We start from the raw sequence: 16220 nt of genomic DNA on the forward strand, positions 1-16220 counted from the left end.
ATCCACCCCCCGAGGCCACCGCCCCGCACGCCGCGCCGGCAGCGGTGCCCCGGCGTCCACCGCCTCCAGCAGCCCGCCGGGTCCGCCCAGGCTGCCCTCCCACGCTGCGATCCGCGTCAGCACCCTGAGCCAGCGCCCCGCGTCCGGCCCGATCGCCTCGACGACCGCGGCGCGCAGCTCCGCCTGGTACCGCTCCTCGGCCTGCGCCGGGATGGTGACGAAGTGCGGCGCGAAGCTGTTCTTCCCCTTCGCCGTGTAGTACTCCGCCAGGCCGAGCGGCGTGGGCAGCGCCAGCGCCAGCACGTCCGCCGCCGGCGCCGCGTGCGCCACCGCCTCCGCCGCGCTCAGCGAGCCGTGCAGCAGGCCGCGGCGCAGCAGCTCGCGGGTCGCGAAGTGCCGCATCGCCGGGTTCAGCGCTCCAGCCGCCGCGTGTGCCCGCCGCAGCGTCTCCACATCCGGCCGCGCCGCCCAGAACACCGCGCGGGGATACCGCGCCTCGAACATCTCCCGCACGTCCGGCGGCACGTCCTCGCGCGCCGCCGCCTCGTCCAGGCCGCGCGAGGTCGCCTGCCCGGCCTGCGTCCACTCCTCGCCGGTGCCGACCACCGACGCGTAGGCCAGCACCGCGTCCCACGCCATCGCGTAGTGCTGCGACCCGACGTTCGGCGCCGTCCAGGAGTCCGCCTCCTCGACCGGCGGCAGGCTGTCGGTGCGCACCGGCCGCTGCGCCTTGTCCAGCTCCGCGTCGTCGCCGGTGTCCCCGAAGGCGAGGACCGTCTCCCACCACGGCGCGTAGTAGGACGCCCCCGCCGCCATGACCGTGGTGACCCGCCCGCGCAGCTCGTCCTGCCACACGTCGTCCAGGAGCCCGTAGTCGCGCAGCGTCCGCAGCCCGCGCACCGCGGCGCCCACCTGCCGCAGGTGGATGGCCAGCGGCAGCGCCGTGGTCGCCAGGCCGATGTCGTCCGCGGAGCACGCGGCGACCGTCAGGTCGGTCTCGATCCGCGCCGGCATCGGCGAGTGCCGGTCGGCGTGCCGCCGTTCGGCGCAGGCCAGCTGGTTCCGCAGGAACCTCTTCACGCCCGGGGCGATGACCGGCCGGCCGTCCGCCCCGCGCCGGTCCCGCACCAGCGCGGCCAGGATCCAGGCCCGCGACCGCTTGCCCACGGTCCGGACCAGCACCTCGTCGACCGCCGGATCCGCCAGCCGGAGCAGCGCGCGCAGCACCGCGTCCGGGTCGGCCACGGTCTCGTCGGCCAGCGCCCGCCGGGCCAGGGCGACGGCCGCGGCGGAAGGAGGTTGTTCGAGCACGAAATCGCTGACCGCCACGGATATGGGAAGCGAAGCCTGTGCGATCCCTTCAGCGGCCTGCGCGTCGCCGATGCCGTGCAGCACCGCCGAGGCGTCGTCGAGGTGCGCGAAGTGCAAAGCGTCGATCAATCCTGCGACCACGGTGGCTCCCTCCCAAGGCCCATGATGCCGCAAGACGCTGACGGCGCGTGCCGCGGACCGAAGCCCACAACACGCGCCGTCATTCCCCCTCAAACCGAACCGGTCGGCTCCGCGGAGCCCGCACCGGTCCCGGCTCGTCTTGTCAGCGTCAGCCCCGCTCAGCCCCGGAAGATGTCCCGCAGCTCCCGCGCGGCCCGCTCCAGCACCTCACGCGCGGCGGTCAGCTGGTCCTGCGACACCGGGATGTCGTCCCGGTGCTCCCGCGCCATCGTCCGCACCTCGTCCCGGAACCGCATGAACGTGGCCCGCAGCTCGTCCAGCTGCTCCCGGTCCGCCCGCTCGCGCGGGCGCCGCCCGGTCCAGTCGTCCACGCTGTCCTGCGCGAAGCGCTGCCAGCGCGAGGCCTCGTCCTGCCAGTGCTCCCGCCACTGCGCGGCCCACTGGTCCTTCCACTGTTCCTTCCAGTCGTTCTGCGCACGCTTCCAGTCGCGCCACTCGTCCTTGCCCCACTGCGAGCGGTCCGCCGGGGGGTGCGCGGCGCCGCCGCGGCCCTTCGCGGACTCCGTCCGGGCCTCGGAGCGCGACTCCGTGCGGGCCTCCGCGGCCTCGGCGCGCAGCTCCTCCTGGATGTGCCGGGCGGATTCCTTGACCTCGTCGCGGATCTCCTCGGCCAGGCTGCTGACCGACTCGCGGATCTCGGTCTCCAGCGCGTCCATGTCGTCGGCGCGCGCGGCGAGCTCGGTGCGGCCGGCGTCGGTGATGTGGTACACCTTGCGGCCGCGCTCGTCGGTCTCGTGCCGGATCAGGCCCTCGCTCTCCAGCCGCGACAGGCGCGGGTACACCGTGCCGGCGCTGGGCGCGTACAGGCCCTGGAACCGCTCCTTGAGCTGCTGGATGATCTCGTACCCGTGCTTGGGGCTCTCGGCGAGCAGCTTCAACAGGTACAGCCGCAGCCGTCCGTGTCCGAAGACGGGTGCCATTTAACGATCCTCTCCATCTTCGCCGTCCACCGAGAACTTCGCCTCGGGGTCGACTGCCCTTCTCAGCAGCGTCATGTCACCGGACACCGCTCTGGCCTTCAGACGTCCCTGCCCGGTGCCCAGGCGTCCGGACAGCTGGCGCGGCTTGGTGAAGGGGATCTGCTTGTTCCCGAACAACGCCGCCGAATCCAGACCGTCGAAGGTGGTGACGGTCCGGCCGCTCATCGTGGACATGTCCACTTCCAGGTTCGCGTCCTCCGGCGCGCGGACGATCACCTGGCCGGAGACCACGTTCAGCTCCAGGCGCGGGGCGTCGGTGCCGTCCTCCAGGTCCACGGTGATCGCGCCCGACGTGGTGCCGGCCTTGATCGTGTTCTGCGAGCCCAGGGCGATGACGGTGATCGGCCCGGAGACCGTGTGCGCGCTCAGGTCGTCGGTGACGCTCTCCGCGGTGATCGCCCCGGAGACCGTCTTGACGTCGGTGGGCCCGTGCAGCTGGGCCAGCGTGATCTCGCCGGACACGCCCTGGACCCGGGTCCGCTCGTGCAGGTTCGACACCACCAGCGGCCCGGAGACCACCGTGACGTCCACCAGGCAGTCCGGCGGCACCTGGATCGAGATGTCGGCCTCGATCCGGCGGCCGTGCATCAGCCAGCCGAGCACGTTCGGCCGGAACTCGCCGTGCCGGACCGTCAGCTCGCCGTCCTCGTCCGCGACCACCAGGGGCTCCTCGCCCTTGACCCGGGTCACGTCCACCACCGCCGCGCCGTCCTCGCCGGCCCCCACCACGTCGACCTTGCCCGAGGTGGTGACGACTTTCAGCCGGTGGATCCCCTCGAAGGCGAGCCGGTCCGGCCCGTTCAGCTCGTGTCTCGTCATCACCCGGGCCCTTTCACGATGTATCGCGTCTCTGTAAGAAGACGATATATCGCGTTGCGCCGGAGGGCAAGTACCCCAACCTGACCAGGGCGAATACGGCATCTGAACGAGCTCAGTCCTCGTCGTCCAGCCGCGCCAGCCAGGTGGCCAGCCGGTCCACCGCCGCCTCGAACTCCGGGTTCAGGTCGGTGAAGGTGCGCAGCTGCTCGGCGACCCAGGCCAGCGACACCTCCTCGTCGCCCCGGCGCTTCTCCAGTTCCTCGATACCGCGGTCCGTGAAGTACATGCTTTACCCGTTCACTATGAAAGAGCTCTGAGTTGCTATGCAAAAGGGCGGGACCCACGCCGAAGCGCAGATCCCACCCCGTATAGCGGGGCGAGACCTGCGTCAAAGCGCGGATCCCACCCTGTGTGGTGCCTGTGTTACGCCTTCAGGTCAGCCCGCGAAAGCGTCCTCGACCAGCTGGGCCTGCTCCACCGCGTGGCGCTTGCCCGAGCCCACCGCCGGGGACGAGGCGGCGGCCCGCGAGATCACCGTCAGCCCGCGACCCAGGGCGGCCGGCAGGTTCATCGCCACGAACGGCCACACGCCCTGGTTGGCCGGCTCCTCCTGGACCCAGCGCAGGTCCACGTCCGGGCCGTAGCCCGCCAGCACCGCGGCGATCTCGGCGGCCGGCAGCGGGTGCAGCCGTTCGACCCGGATGATCGCGGTGTCGGTGATGCCCGCCTTGGCCCGCTTGGCCGCCAGCTCCCAGTAGAGCTTGCCGGTGACCAGCAGCACGCGGCGCACGCCGGCCGGGTCGACCGTGACGTCCGGCAGCACCGGCTCGAAGCGGCCGGAGGTGAAGTCCGCCACCGGCGAGACCGCGTCCTTCAGGCGCAGCATCGACTTCGGCGTGAACACCACCAGCGGCTTGTGCGCCGGGTTGTGCGCCTGCCAGCGCAGCAGGTGGAAGTACGACGCCGGGTTCGAGGGGATCGCCACGGTCATGTTGTTCTGCGCGCACATCTGCAGGAAGCGCTCGGGGCGGGCCGAGGAGTGGTCCGGGCCCTGGCCCTCGTAGCCGTGCGGCAGCAGCAGCACCACGCCGGAGCGCTGGCCCCACTTCTGCTCGCCGCTGGAGATGTACTCGTCGATGACCGACTGCGCGCCGTTGACGAAGTCGCCGAACTGCGCCTCCCACAGCACCAGGGCGTTCGCGCGGGCCACGGAGTAGCCGTACTCGAAGCCCAGGGCCGCGTACTCGCTCAGCAGCGAGTCGTAGACCGTGTACTTGGCCTGGTCCGGGGTCAGGTTCGACAGCGGGGTGTACTCGGTGGCGTTCTCCCGGTCCACCAGCACGTGCTGGCGCTGCACGAAGGTGCCGCGCCGGGAGTCCTGGCCGGCCAGCCGGACCGGCACGCCCTCCATCAGCAGCGAGCCGAAGGCCAGGGTCTCGCCCATGCCCCAGTCGATCTTGTCGTCGGTGATCATCTGCGCCCGCTTCTGCAGCGGCTGCAGCACCTTCGGGTGCGGGGTGAAGCCGTCGGGCAGCGAGACCTGCGAGTCGGCGATGACCTTGACGGTCTGCTCGCTGATCGCGGTGTCCACCTGCGCCGGGTAGGGCTGCACGTCCACGGCGAAGGTCGCCGAGACCGGGGCCTTGGAGACCTCCTTGGTCTCCGCGAACACCCGCTCCAGCTGGCCCTGATAGTTGCGCAGGGCCTCCTCGGCCTCTTCCAGGGTGATGTCGCCGCGGCCGATCAGGCCCTCGGTGTAGAGCTTGCGGACGCTGCGCTTGGCCTCGATGAGGTTGTACATCAGCGGCTGCGTCATCGACGGGTCGTCGCCCTCGTTGTGGCCGCGGCGGCGGTAGCAGATCATGTCGATGACGACGTCCTTGTTGAACGCCTGGCGGTAGTCGAAGGCCAGCTGCGCGACCCGCACGCAGGCCTCGGGGTCGTCGCCGTTCACGTGGAAGATCGGCGCCTCGATCATCCGGGCCACGTCGGTGGCGTAGATCGAGGAGCGCGAGGCGGCCGGCGAGGTGGTGAAGCCGACCTGGTTGTTGATCACCAGGTGCACGGTGCCGCCGGTGCGGTAGCCGCGCAGCTGCGACAGGTTCAGCGTTTCGGCCACCACGCCCTGCCCGGCGAACGCGGCGTCGCCGTGGATCAGCAGCGGCAGCACGGTGAAGCCGGCCGAGGCCTTGTCGATGATGTCCTGCTTGGCGCGGACGATGCCCTCCAGGACCGGGTCCACGGTCTCCAGGTGCGAGGGGTTCGCGGCCAGGGTCACCGCGATCTCCGAGCCGTCCAGCGCGGTGAACGAGCCCGAGGCGCCCAGGTGGTACTTCACGTCGCCGGAGCCGTGCATGCTCTTGGGGTCCAGGTTGCCCTCGAACTCGCGGAAGACCTCGGCGTACTCCTTGCCGACGATGTTCGTCAGCACGTTGAGCCGGCCGCGGTGGGCCATGCCGATCGCGACCTCGTCCAGGCCCGAGCGCGCGGCGTCGGCCAGGATCTCGCCGAGCAGCGGGATCGCCGACTCCCCGCCCTCCAGCGAGAAGCGCTTCTGGCCCATGAACTTGACCTGCAGGAAGGTCTCGAAGGCCTCGGCGGCGTTCAGGCGCTCCAGGATGCGCAGCTGCTCGGTGCGGTCCGGCTTGGCGTAGCCGTGCTCCACCCGGTTCTGGATCCACTTGCGCTCGTCCGGGGACTGGATGTGCATGTACTCGATGCCGATGGTGCGGCAGTAGGAGTCGCGCAGCACGCCGAGCACGTCGCGCAGCTTCATGATCTTCTTGCCGCCGAAGCCGCCGGTGGCGAACTCGCGCTCCAGGTCCCACAGGGTCAGGCCGTGGCTGACCACGTCCAGGTCCGGGTGCCGGCGCTGCTTGTACTCCAGCGGGTCGGTGTCGGCCATCAGGTGGCCGCGGGTGCGGTAGGACTCGATGAGCTCCTGCACGCGCGCGGTCTTGTTGATGTCGTCCTCGTGCGAGGCCGAGATGTCCTGGATCCAGCGGACCGGCTCGTAGGGGATGCGCAGCGACTCGAACAGCTTGTCGTAGAAGCCGTCCTCGCCCAGCAGCAGCTGGTGCATGATCCGCAGGAAGTCGCCGGACTGCGCGCCCTGGATGATCCGGTGGTCGTAGGTCGAGGTCAGGGTCATGACCTTGCTGACCGCCAGCCGGGACAGCGTCTCCTCGCTGGTGCCCTGGTACTCGGCCGGGTACTCCATCGCCCCGACGCCCAGGATCGCGCCCTGGCCCTTCATCAGGCGCGGCACGGAGTGCACGGTGCCGATGGTGCCCGGGTTGGTCAGCGAGATCGTGGTGCCGGCGAAGTCGTCCGGGGTGAGCTTGTTGTTCCGGGCGCGGCGGACCACGTCCTCGTAGGCCTGCCAGAACTCGCGGAAGTCCATGAGCTCGGCGCCCTTGATGGAGGGCACCAGCAGCTGCCGGGTGCCGTCCGGCTTCACCTGGTCGATGGCCAGGCCGACGTTGACGTGCGCCGGGGTGACGACCGCGGGCTTGCCGTTCTCCGTGGTGAACGAGCGGTTCATCTCCGGCATGGCCTTGAGCGCCTGCGCCAGGGCGTAGCCGATGATGTGGGTGAAGGAGACCTTGCCGCCGCGGGCCCGCTTCAGGTGGTTGTTGATGACGATGCGGTTGTCGATCAGCAGCTTGGCCGGGACGGCGCGCACGCTGGTCGCGGTCGGGACCTCCAGCGAGGCCTCCATGTTGGTGACCACGCGGGCCGCCGGGCCCTTCAGGACCGCCGTGGTGGCGCCCGCGCTGCCGCCGGCCGGGGCCGGGGCGGCGGTGGTCGCCGCGTCCCGCGGGACCTGGACCGGGGCGGTCGGGGCCGCCGGAGCGGTCGGGGCGGCGGGCGCCGCCTGAGCGGGGGCCTGGGCCGGGGCCGGCACCGCCGCGAGGGCGGTCGGCGCCACCGGGGCGGCGGATTGGGCAGGGGCCGATGTGTCGGAGGTCACAGTCACTTCGGGGTTATCAACCTTCGCAACGGGGGCAAGAGCCTGCGCGGCGGCAGAGCTGTCCGTGGGCTGGTAGTCGTTGAAGAAGTCCCACCACGCGCGGTCCACGCTTTCGGGGTCGCGCAGGAACTGCTGGTAGATCTCGTCCACCAGCCACTCGTTCGGGCCGAACTCGGCCAGGGTGTGCCCCGGCGTGGAGCCCGGAGTACCGGCAGTCTGATCGGTGGTTGCCTGCTGCGACGGCTGTGGCGACACGGCGGTTTCCGCCCTCTTCCGCGTGGGTGCGTATAGGAGTGCACAGCGGCTACGGCCGGCTCCGGCCGTAGACGTATAGCGGTCATCCAGGCTACGCCGATGTGGGGCTTTATTGCAGTCGCGCCCCGGGTTCGAGGCACTGATCACACCGCCGTGCGGGGAAAATCCCTCCATGTGACTAGGTGCAGGTGGCGACGTGGTGGTCAGGAGTGACCAGATTCACATCCGGGCCGCACATTAGTGCGTTGTGCTCGCGGGGTCGGTTACGGCAGATCGACGCGGATGACACATCCGGGTTGCGCGCCGACGGCCACCGGATGGCCGGAGGCGCCGGAACCGCCGGACGCGGCGGCGCCGCCCCGCCCGGAGTCGGCCGGGTCGCCCTGATTGCCGGGATCGCACGGACTGCCTGCACTGCTCGCATTGCCCGGACTGCCCGGACTGCCCGGACTGCCCAGACCGCCTGGATCCCCGGGACCGCCGGCGGGCACCGGCACGAGCGGCACGACCGGCGCGAGCGGCACGACCGGCTCGGCCACCGAGATCCGTCCGCCGTGCAGATCCACCACCCAGCGCGCGATCGCCAGCCCGAGCCCGGTGCCGCCGTCCGCGGCCTGCCGCGAGCCGCGGTCGAACCGGTCGAAGACCCGGACCCGCTCGCCCTGCGGGATGCCGGGCCCCTGGTCGCACACCTCGACGCGGACTCCGCCCTCCTCCAGCCGCCGGGCCCGCAGCGTCACCTTGCCGCCGGGCGGGGAGTGCCGCACCGCGTTGTCCAGCAGGTTGGCCGCGACCTGGTGCAGGCGCTCGCGGTCGGCGCGCACGGTGAGCTCGGCCGGGACCACGTCCACGACCGTGTAGGGGCGCCGGTCGGCGGCGTCCCGGGTCAGCATCGAGACCGTGGCCTCGCGGGCCACGGTGGCCAGGAACTCCTGCAGCGCCACGTCCTCGCGGTCCAGCTCGACCGCCCCGGCGTCGATCCGCGACAGGTCCAGCAGGGTGCTGACCAGCCGGCCCAGCCGCTCGGCCTGCTCCAGCGCGAGGCGCATGGTCGGCGGGTCCGGCTCGGTGACGCCGTCGACGACGTTCTCCAGCACCGCGCGCAGCGCCGAGATCGGCGTGCGCAGCTCGTGCGAGACGTTCGCGATCAGCTCCTTGCGCTGCCGGTCCACCGCCTCCAGGTCGGCGGCCATCAGGTTGAACGCGGTCGCCAGCTGCCCGACCTCGTCCCGGGAGTTCGAGGTGGTGACGCGGCGGCTGTAGTCGCCGCGGGCGATGCGCGAGACGGCGTCGGCCATCGAGCGCAGCGGGCTGGTCATGCCGTGCGCCAGGATCTGCGTGACGCCCAGCGACAGGATCACCGCGACGCTGACCACGTACCGGGCCTGGATGCCGGCCGAGACCCCGATCGCGGTGAACACGCCGACCACCGACACCGAGGCCACGACCAGCACGCCGAGCTTGACCTTGATGCTGTGGAAGCGGTCCAGCGGGCGCACTTCCCGGGCGCGGTCCACGACGGTGCCGCCGACCTTGCGCGAGGCGGCGTTCAGGGTGGTGACGCGGGTGCCGAAGCGCAGCGGGACACGGGAGTTCATCGTCCGGCCGCCTCCAGGCTCGTATCGCCGCGGACCGGCTCGGCCTCCAGCGCGTAGCCGACGCCGTGCACGGTGCGGATCCAGTCCGCGCCGATCTTGCGGCGCACGGCCTTCACGTGGCTGTCGACGGTGCGGGTCCCGGAGGCGTCCAGCCAGTCCCACACCTCGGCCAGCAGCTTCTCCCGGGTGAGCACGGTGCGCGGCTGCCCGGCCAGGCAGGCGAGCAGGTCGAACTCGGTGGGCGTCAGGTGGGCCTCGTCCTGCGAGCGCCCGGCCCCGACCCGCACCCGGCGCTGCGCCGGGTCGATCTCCAGCATCCGCGCGCCGGCGCTGGTGCCGATGGCCATGAAGCGCAGCGGCTGCGGAGTGCGGGTGCCGGCGGTCGTGCCCGGGCCGAAGCCGGTGCCGATCGGGATGACGTTGCCGGGGCCGGTTGTCTCGGCGCCGCCGCCGGCCCCGAGCTCCGCGGCGCGCTCCACCCGCCGCAGCAGCGCGTGCACCCGCGCGATCAGCTCGCGCATGGAGAACGGCTTGGTCAGGTAGTCGTCGGCGCCGGTGCGCAGGCCCTCGATCAGGTCGCTCTCGTCGTCGCGGGCGGTGACCATGAGCACCGGGACGGCCCGCTCGGCCTGGATCCGGCGGCAGACCTCCAGGCCGTCGAAGCCGGGGAGCATCACGTCCAGCACGATCAGGTCCGGCAGGTGCTCCTGGGCCGTGCGCACCGCCGCCGGGCCGTCGCCGGCCAGGTGCGTGGCGAAGCCTTCGGCACGCAGGCGGGCCGCGATCGCCTCGGCGAGGGTCGGTTCGTCCTCGACGACGAGAATGCTGGTCACCGGTTCAGCATAGGCACGTGGCAGCCGGGTACCGGCCTGATCACCGAACGCGCACAGTTTCGGCACAGGGGGTGTTCCGACCTGCGTGATCTTGCTACTCGACCGCGTCGAGGCCGTCGCGTAGTGCTCGATGGCGCGGCGGTAGCGCTGGATCCCGGGGCCGGAACTCGTCGCGGCGAGCACTTCCAGCAGTGTCCGCATCGCCGCGCCGGAACGCATCGATGGTCTCCGGATACCGGCCGAGTCTTCGCAGGGTGCTGCCGTAGCCGAGCAGCGCATCGCGATTTCCGACCTTCGTCATGCCGGAATCATCTGCCCACCCGTCGCCCACCACCGCCCGTTGAGGTGGCGCTACGCGCCGCAGTATCAATTGGTCCACGGCGTTCACCGCACTGGCCAGGCCACGCGCCCGGCGCGGCGATAGGGTTTTGAAGCCGATACAGCACGTCGCTAGGAGGACGCCGATGACCGAGAAACTCACCGATCTGCCGCAGTGGAAGGCGCTGGAGGCGCACCACGCGGAATTCGACCGGGTGAACCTGCGCGAGCTGTTCAAGACCGACCCGGGCCGCGCCGAGCGCTACTTCGCGCAGGCCGGGGACCTGTCGGTGGACTACTCCAAGCAGCTGGTCACCGACGAGACCCTGCGGCTGCTGCTGGACCTGGCGCGCGAGCGCGGGGTGTTCGAGCTGCGGGACCGGATGTTCCGCGGCGAGAAGATCAACCTCACCGAGGACCGCGCGGTGCTGCACGTCGCGCTGCGCGCCCCGGAGACCGAGCGCATCGAGGTCGACGGCGCCGACGTGGTGCCCGAGGTGCACGAGGTGCTGCACCGGATGGCCGCGTTCTCGGCGCGCGTGCGCGGCGGGGAGTGGACCGGCGCCACCGGCGAGCGCATCAAGACCGTCGTCAACATCGGCATCGGCGGCTCGGACCTGGGCCCGGCGATGGCCTACGAGGCGCTCAAGCCGTACAGCATGCGCGACATGCAGTTCCGCTTCGTCTCCAACGTCGACGGCGCCGACCTCTACGAGGCCACGCACGACCTGGACCCGGCCGAGACGCTGTTCGTCGTGTCCTCCAAGACCTTCACCACGGTCGAGACCGTCACCAACGCCACCTCCGCGAAGAAGTGGCTGCTGGCCGGCCTCGGCGGCGACGAGAGCGCCATCGCCAAGCACTTCGTCGCCGTCTCCACCAACGCCGAGGCGGTCTCCGCCTTCGGCATCGACACCGACAACATGTTCGGGTTCTGGGACTGGGTCGGCGGCCGCTACTCCTACGACTCGGCCATCGGCCTGTCGCTGATGATCGCCATCGGCCCGGAGCGCTTCGAGGAGATGCTCCAGGGCTTCCACACCATCGACGAGCACTTCCGCACCGCGCCGCCGGAGCAGAACCTGCCGCTGCTGCTGGGCCTGATCGGCCTCTGGTACCGCGACTTCTGGAACGCGCAGACGCTCGCGGTCCTGCCGTACTCGCACTACCTCTCGAAGTTCACCGCGTACCTGCAGCAGCTGGACATGGAGTCCAACGGCAAGTCGACGCGGCGCGACGGCGAGCCGGTGCAGTGGGAGACCGGCCCGATCGTCTGGGGCACCCCCGGCACCAACGGCCAGCACGCCTACTACCAGCTGATCCACCAGGGCACCGCGCTGATCCCGGCCGACTTCATCGGCTTCGACCGGCCGATCGAGGGCACCGACCCGTTCGGGCAGCACGACGCCCTGATGGCGAACTTCTTCGCGCAGACCGAGGCGCTGGCCTTCGGCAAGACGCGCGAGCAGGTCGAGGCCGAGGGCGTGGCGGCCGCGCAGGTCCCGCACCGCACCTTCCGCGGCAACCACCCGACCACCACGGTCACCGCGCAGCGGCTGACCCCGGCGATCCTGGGCCAGCTGGTCGCGCTGTACGAGCACAAGGTGTTCGTCCAGGGCGCGGTCTGGGACATCGACTCCTTCGACCAGTGGGGCGTCGAGCTCGGCAAGGTGCTGGCGAAGAAGATCGTGCCCGAGCTTTCCGCGGACGCGCCGCTGGAGCACGACTCCTCGACCAACGCCGCGATCGAGCGCTACCGCGCCGACCGCGTGCCGGGGGCGTGACGTCGGTCTCGGCGGTGACCGAAGCCGGTCCACGGGCCCGCCGACCCCTACCCGGGGTGTCGGCGGGCCCGTCGGTTTCTCCCGATAGTGGGGTATCTCACCGCTCGGGAACAGGGGTCCACTGTCCGGCCGGGATGAATATCATGGAGGCATGCGTTCTCCCGGCATGGATCCGACGGTGCTGCTCGTCGCGCGCCGCCATGTCGACTTCGGCCGGCTGGCCAGCGCGCTGTGTCGCCGGGGCGCCTGAACCCGCGACCGCATCCGTTCCGCCAGGTCGAGCCGCGTTCGTCGCGCGCGACCTTTCCGCGGAGCCTCCCATACGCCCTGCTCGCCTGTTCCGCCCTGTTCCCACGAGGAGATGACCGGCCATGTCCGTCAACGTGTCGATCCCGACCATCCTGCGCACCTACACCGACGGCGCCAAGCGCGTCGAGGCCGAGGGCAGCACCCTCGCCGACCTGATCACCGACCTGGACGCCCGGCACCCCGGGATCGGCGACCGGCTGCTGGACGCCGGCCAGCTGCGCCGGTTCGTCAACGTGTACAAGAACGACGAGGACGTGCGCTTCCTCGGCGGCCTGTCGACCCCGCTGGTCGACGGCGACGCCGTCACCGTGCTGCCCGCCGTCGCCGGCGGCTGAGGCGCGGGACGCGGGAAGAGCACGAGGGCGCCGACGATGCGCTACGACTCGCTCCTGGACTCCGTGGGCCACACCCCGCTGATCGGGCTGCCGCGCCTCTCGCCGTCGCCCGAGGTGCGGCTGTGGGCCAAGCTGGAGGACCGCAACCCGACCGGCTCGGTCAAGGACCGCGTCGCCCTGGGGCTGATCGAGTCCGCCGAGAAGGAGGGCCGGCTCAAGCCCGGGGACACCATTCTGGAGCCGACGTCCGGCAACACCGGCATCGGCCTGGCGATGGTCGCCAAGCTCAAGGGCTACAAGCTGATCTGCGTCATGCCGGAGAACACCTCCGAGGAGCGCCGGCAGATCCTGCGCATGTACGGCGCCGAGATCATCTCCTCGAACGCCGCCGGCGGCTCCAACGAGGCGGTCCGGGTGGCCAAGGAACTGGCCGCCGAGCACCCCGACTGGGTCATGCCCTACCAGTACGGCAACCCGGCCAACGCCCTGGCGCACTACCACGGCACCGGCCCGGAGCTGCTGGCCGACCTGCCCACGATCACGCACTTCGTGGCGGGCCTGGGCACCACCGGCACGCTGATGGGCGTCGGCCGCTACCTGCGCGAGCAGAAGCCGGACGTGCAGATCGTCGCCGCCGAGCCGCGCTACGACGAGCTGATCTACGGCCTGCGCAACCTCGACGAGGGCTTCGTCCCGGAGCTGTACGACGAGTCGGTGCTGACCACCCGGTTCTCGGTCGGCGCGCACGACGCGCTGCGCCGTACCCGGGAGCTGCTGGCGGCCGAGGGCATCTTCGCGGGCATCTCCACCGGCTGTGCGCTGCACGCGGCGCTCGGGATCGCGCGCAAGGCCGTCGAGGCGGGGGAGGGCGCGGAGATCGCGTTCATCGTCGCCGACGGCGGGTGGAAGTACCTGTCCACCGGTGCTTACGAGGGCACGCTCGACGAGGCCGAGGACCGGATCGAGGGGCAGCTCTGGGCTTGACGAGCTTTCTCGACGAGCTCGAGGTGGCGGCGGTGACGGCTTTTCGGCCGGCGCCGCCGCTTTGTCGTTCCCGTACGATCGCCTTTTTCCCTGATCAAGGATCTTGTTCCCACCCCCGGCGATGCCTCTGATCTGCGATAAAGCTAGGATTCCCCCGCTCTTCAGCTTTCACGATCAAGGGTGGGAAACTCATGCCCCGCAAGCAGATATGGTCCGGCGCCGTGCTGGCGGCCGTGGCCGCGTCCTCGCTCACCGGTTGCTCCCTGAAGGCGTCGGACGGCACGCCGCAGTCCTTCGCGCAGCTGTCCTCGCTCAGTGCCAAGGACGCGATCCAGGCCGCGGCCCGCGCCGTCGCCGCGCACCCGAGCGCGAAGGTGCACACGGTGCTGGTGGCGCCGACCGCCACGGAGACCGACGACGTGACGGCGACCTTCGACGGGCACCCGACGCTGCAGGGCACCATGGCGATGAGCTCCGGGGCGGACTCGGGCGCGCAGTCCGCCCCGGCCCTCCCGATCCGCTTCGCCGACGACGTGATGTACGTGCAGATGGGCGGTGACCCGCTGCTGGCCGCGCAGATGAACGGCAAGCAGTGGCTGAAGATGGACCTGCAGGCCATGGCCGCCGACCCGAACACCGCCAACTTCGGCGCCGACGTGCTGGAGAACGCCTCCCCGAGCAAGGGCCTGACCCTGCTGACCGCCGCGCGGGACCTGCACGTCGTCGGCACCGAGCAGCGCGGCGGCGTGCAGACCGTGCATTGCTCCGGCGCCCTGACCGGCGCGGACGCCACCGACCCGAACATCGCCGGCCGCACCGGCCTCACCCAGGACGACGCCGACGTGGTCGGCAACGCCCTGGGCCAGGGCACGGTGACGAAGCTGGCGTACGACGTGTGGCTGCGGGCCGACGGCCTGCCGGTCGCGATGACGTTCACCGAGAGCACCTCGATCGGTTCCATGACCGGCGAGATGGACTACAGCGACTGGGGCACCGCGGTGACGGTGACGCCGATCCCGGACAGCCAGAGCGCGGACTTCGTCGCGATCGTGAAGCAGGAGGAGGCCGCGGCGCAGGGGTCGGCGCAGGCGCCGAGTACGCCTGGTGCCCCGAGCAGCCCGGCCGCGACCGGCCCGTTGAGCACCGGCCCGACCAGCAGCTCGTCCTCCTCGACCTCGTCGAGCAGCGCGTCCTCGGCCGCCTCGTCTTCTTCCGCGGCCTGATCTCTGCACCATCACCGGGGCCGAGCAGCGACATCCCGCTCGGCCCCGAAACGCGATTCGGCCCCGCGCAGGCCACCGGGTACCGTCGAAGCGTGAGCGTGGACCAGGCTGAGCAGCACATCACCCCCCTCGTCCTCCCCGAAAACGTCTGGCGGGCCCGCGAGGCCGAGCACCACACCCGCGTCGCCGCCTGGACCGAGCCCCACCTGCGCCGCCGCGCTGACAACGAGGCGCACCCGGTGATGGACTTCCTGTTCACGTACTACTCGCACCGCCCCGCGCGCCTCCTGCGCTGGCACCCCGGCATCGGCGTGACGCTGTCCGGCGACGCGGCCCGCGAGCGCCTGTCCTGGCGCGGCTACACCGAGACCCCCGACGGCGTCACCCTCGACCCCGCCGAGTTCACCGAGGCACGCCGCCGCACCGCCGAGTTCATCCGCGCACTGCTCGCCGCCACCGCCGGCCGCGAACCCCGCCTGGCCTGCTTCGGCCTCCACGAGTGGGCCATGGTCTACCGCCTCGAACCCGAGCAGGTGCGCCACTCGGCAAGGCGCCTCCGCCTCGGCTCCGCAGGCACGGACGAGGTCGTCGAGACCCAGAACATCCGCTGCTCCCACTACGACGCCTACCGCTTCTTCACCCCCGAAGCGGAGCCCCTGAACACCCTGCGCCCGACGCGCGAGCACCAGATCGCCAACGAACAGCCCGGCTGCCTCCACGCCGGCATGGACATCTACAAGTGGGCCTACAAACTGGACCCCTTCGTCCCCTCAGAACTGATCGCCGACAGCTTCGCCCTGGCCGCCGAGATCCGCGAAATGGACATGCGCGCCAGCCCCTACGACCTCACCGAACTCGGCCACCCCCCGATCACCATCGAGACCCCCGCCGGCCGCGCTGAATACGCTGCGATGCAAGCCGACTTCGCCCGCCGCGGCGCACCCCTGCGCCACCGACTCATCGAAGTCTGTGACGCCCTGCTCGCCTGGCCCGCCCCCGCCGAGGCCGCCGCTTCTGCTGCCAGCCCGGCCAGCCCGGCCAGCGCGCCAGCCGCCTCGGCGTAAACTGTGCCCGCCGCCGGCCCGACTGCCGCCCCCGCCGCGCTTGCTTCTTCTTCCATCGAGCCCGGCACTCCTGCCGCGACCGCCCCCGCCTCGGCCGCGCTTGCTTCTGCTTCCTTGGCGCCTGCCGCCGCCACCTCTCCGGCCGCCGACACCGCCCGCTTCTGCTTCCGCCTCGGCCGTGCCTGCCGCCGCCACTCCCACCGCCGCGTTCGCCAACCAGGCTGGGCTGCCCC

General features: G+C 71.4%; 13 protein-coding genes and 1 pseudogene. 6 read left to right on the top strand and 8 right to left on the bottom strand.

Features of this window, described 5'->3' with window-relative positions:
• The 8 genes and pseudogenes from GWK61_RS42805 to GWK61_RS42840 all read right to left on the bottom strand — a co-directional run.
• Window positions 1–1452: pseudogene (locus GWK61_RS42805) on the bottom strand (hypothetical protein); the annotation flags it as partial.
• A gap of 158 nt (window positions 1453–1610) precedes the next feature.
• The gene (locus tag GWK61_RS42810; protein WP_194917819.1) at window positions 1611–2432 is read right to left on the bottom strand and encodes a PadR family transcriptional regulator; all 822 of its coding nucleotides are present in this window, start codon (window positions 2430–2432) and stop codon (window positions 1611–1613) included.
• Complete coding sequence (locus GWK61_RS42815) at window positions 2433–3311, bottom strand: DUF4097 family beta strand repeat-containing protein (protein WP_194917821.1); 879 nt, start codon at window positions 3309–3311, stop codon at window positions 2433–2435.
• A 112-nt stretch (window positions 3312–3423) separates the two neighbouring features.
• Entirely contained in the window at window positions 3424–3597 is a 174-nt protein-coding gene (locus tag GWK61_RS42820) for a DUF6104 family protein (protein ID WP_194917824.1), read from the bottom strand.
• 150 nt (window positions 3598–3747) lie between these two features.
• Window positions 3748–7539, bottom strand: coding sequence for a multifunctional oxoglutarate decarboxylase/oxoglutarate dehydrogenase thiamine pyrophosphate-binding subunit/dihydrolipoyllysine-residue succinyltransferase subunit (locus GWK61_RS42825; protein WP_194917826.1), 3792 nt, complete (start codon window positions 7537–7539; stop codon window positions 3748–3750).
• A 263-nt stretch (window positions 7540–7802) separates the two neighbouring features.
• On the bottom strand, window positions 7803–9137 hold the full coding sequence (locus GWK61_RS42830) for a HAMP domain-containing sensor histidine kinase (protein ID WP_228563873.1): 1335 nt from the start codon (window positions 9135–9137) through the stop codon (window positions 7803–7805).
• Window positions 9134–9970 (bottom strand): response regulator transcription factor, encoded by an 837-nt coding sequence (locus GWK61_RS42835; protein ID WP_194917828.1) that lies wholly within the window; start codon window positions 9968–9970, stop codon window positions 9134–9136. Before GWK61_RS42835 ends, GWK61_RS42830 begins: the two co-directional genes overlap by 4 nt.
• Window positions 9971–10064: 94 nt before the next feature.
• On the bottom strand, window positions 10065–10271 hold the full coding sequence (locus tag GWK61_RS42840; RefSeq protein WP_194917829.1) for a hypothetical protein: 207 nt from the start codon (window positions 10269–10271) through the stop codon (window positions 10065–10067).
• A gap of 163 nt (window positions 10272–10434) precedes the next feature.
• Between GWK61_RS42840 and pgi the strand changes: the two genes are divergently transcribed.
• The 6 genes from pgi to GWK61_RS42865 all read left to right on the top strand — a co-directional run bounded on the left by pgi (window position 10435) and on the right by GWK61_RS42865 (window position 15987).
• On the top strand, window positions 10435–12072 hold the full coding sequence (gene pgi, locus GWK61_RS42845) for a glucose-6-phosphate isomerase (protein WP_194917831.1): 1638 nt from the start codon (window positions 10435–10437) through the stop codon (window positions 12070–12072).
• A 151-nt stretch (window positions 12073–12223) separates the two neighbouring features.
• The gene (locus GWK61_RS60130) at window positions 12224–12322 is read left to right on the top strand and encodes a putative leader peptide (RefSeq protein ID WP_317623733.1); all 99 of its coding nucleotides are present in this window, start codon (window positions 12224–12226) and stop codon (window positions 12320–12322) included.
• Between the two features lie 121 nt (window positions 12323–12443).
• A complete protein-coding gene (locus tag GWK61_RS42850; protein WP_194917833.1) occupies window positions 12444–12716 on the top strand; it encodes a MoaD/ThiS family protein in 273 nt (90 codons plus the stop codon).
• A gap of 36 nt (window positions 12717–12752) precedes the next feature.
• On the top strand, window positions 12753–13700 hold the full coding sequence (locus GWK61_RS42855; protein ID WP_194917835.1) for a PLP-dependent cysteine synthase family protein: 948 nt from the start codon (window positions 12753–12755) through the stop codon (window positions 13698–13700).
• Window positions 13701–13891: 191 nt separating this feature from the next.
• Window positions 13892–14923 (top strand): SCO4651 family lipoprotein, encoded by a 1032-nt coding sequence (locus GWK61_RS42860; RefSeq protein WP_194917837.1) that lies wholly within the window; start codon window positions 13892–13894, stop codon window positions 14921–14923.
• A 98-nt stretch (window positions 14924–15021) separates the two neighbouring features.
• On the top strand, window positions 15022–15987 hold the full coding sequence (locus GWK61_RS42865) for a 3-methyladenine DNA glycosylase (RefSeq protein ID WP_369125659.1): 966 nt from the start codon (window positions 15022–15024) through the stop codon (window positions 15985–15987).
• Window positions 15988–16220: the final 233 nt, after the last annotated feature.

Origin of the sequence: Catenulispora rubra, from assembly GCF_015356825.1 — a bacterium.
Lineage (GTDB): Bacteria > Actinomycetota > Actinomycetes > Streptomycetales > Catenulisporaceae > Catenulispora > Catenulispora rubra.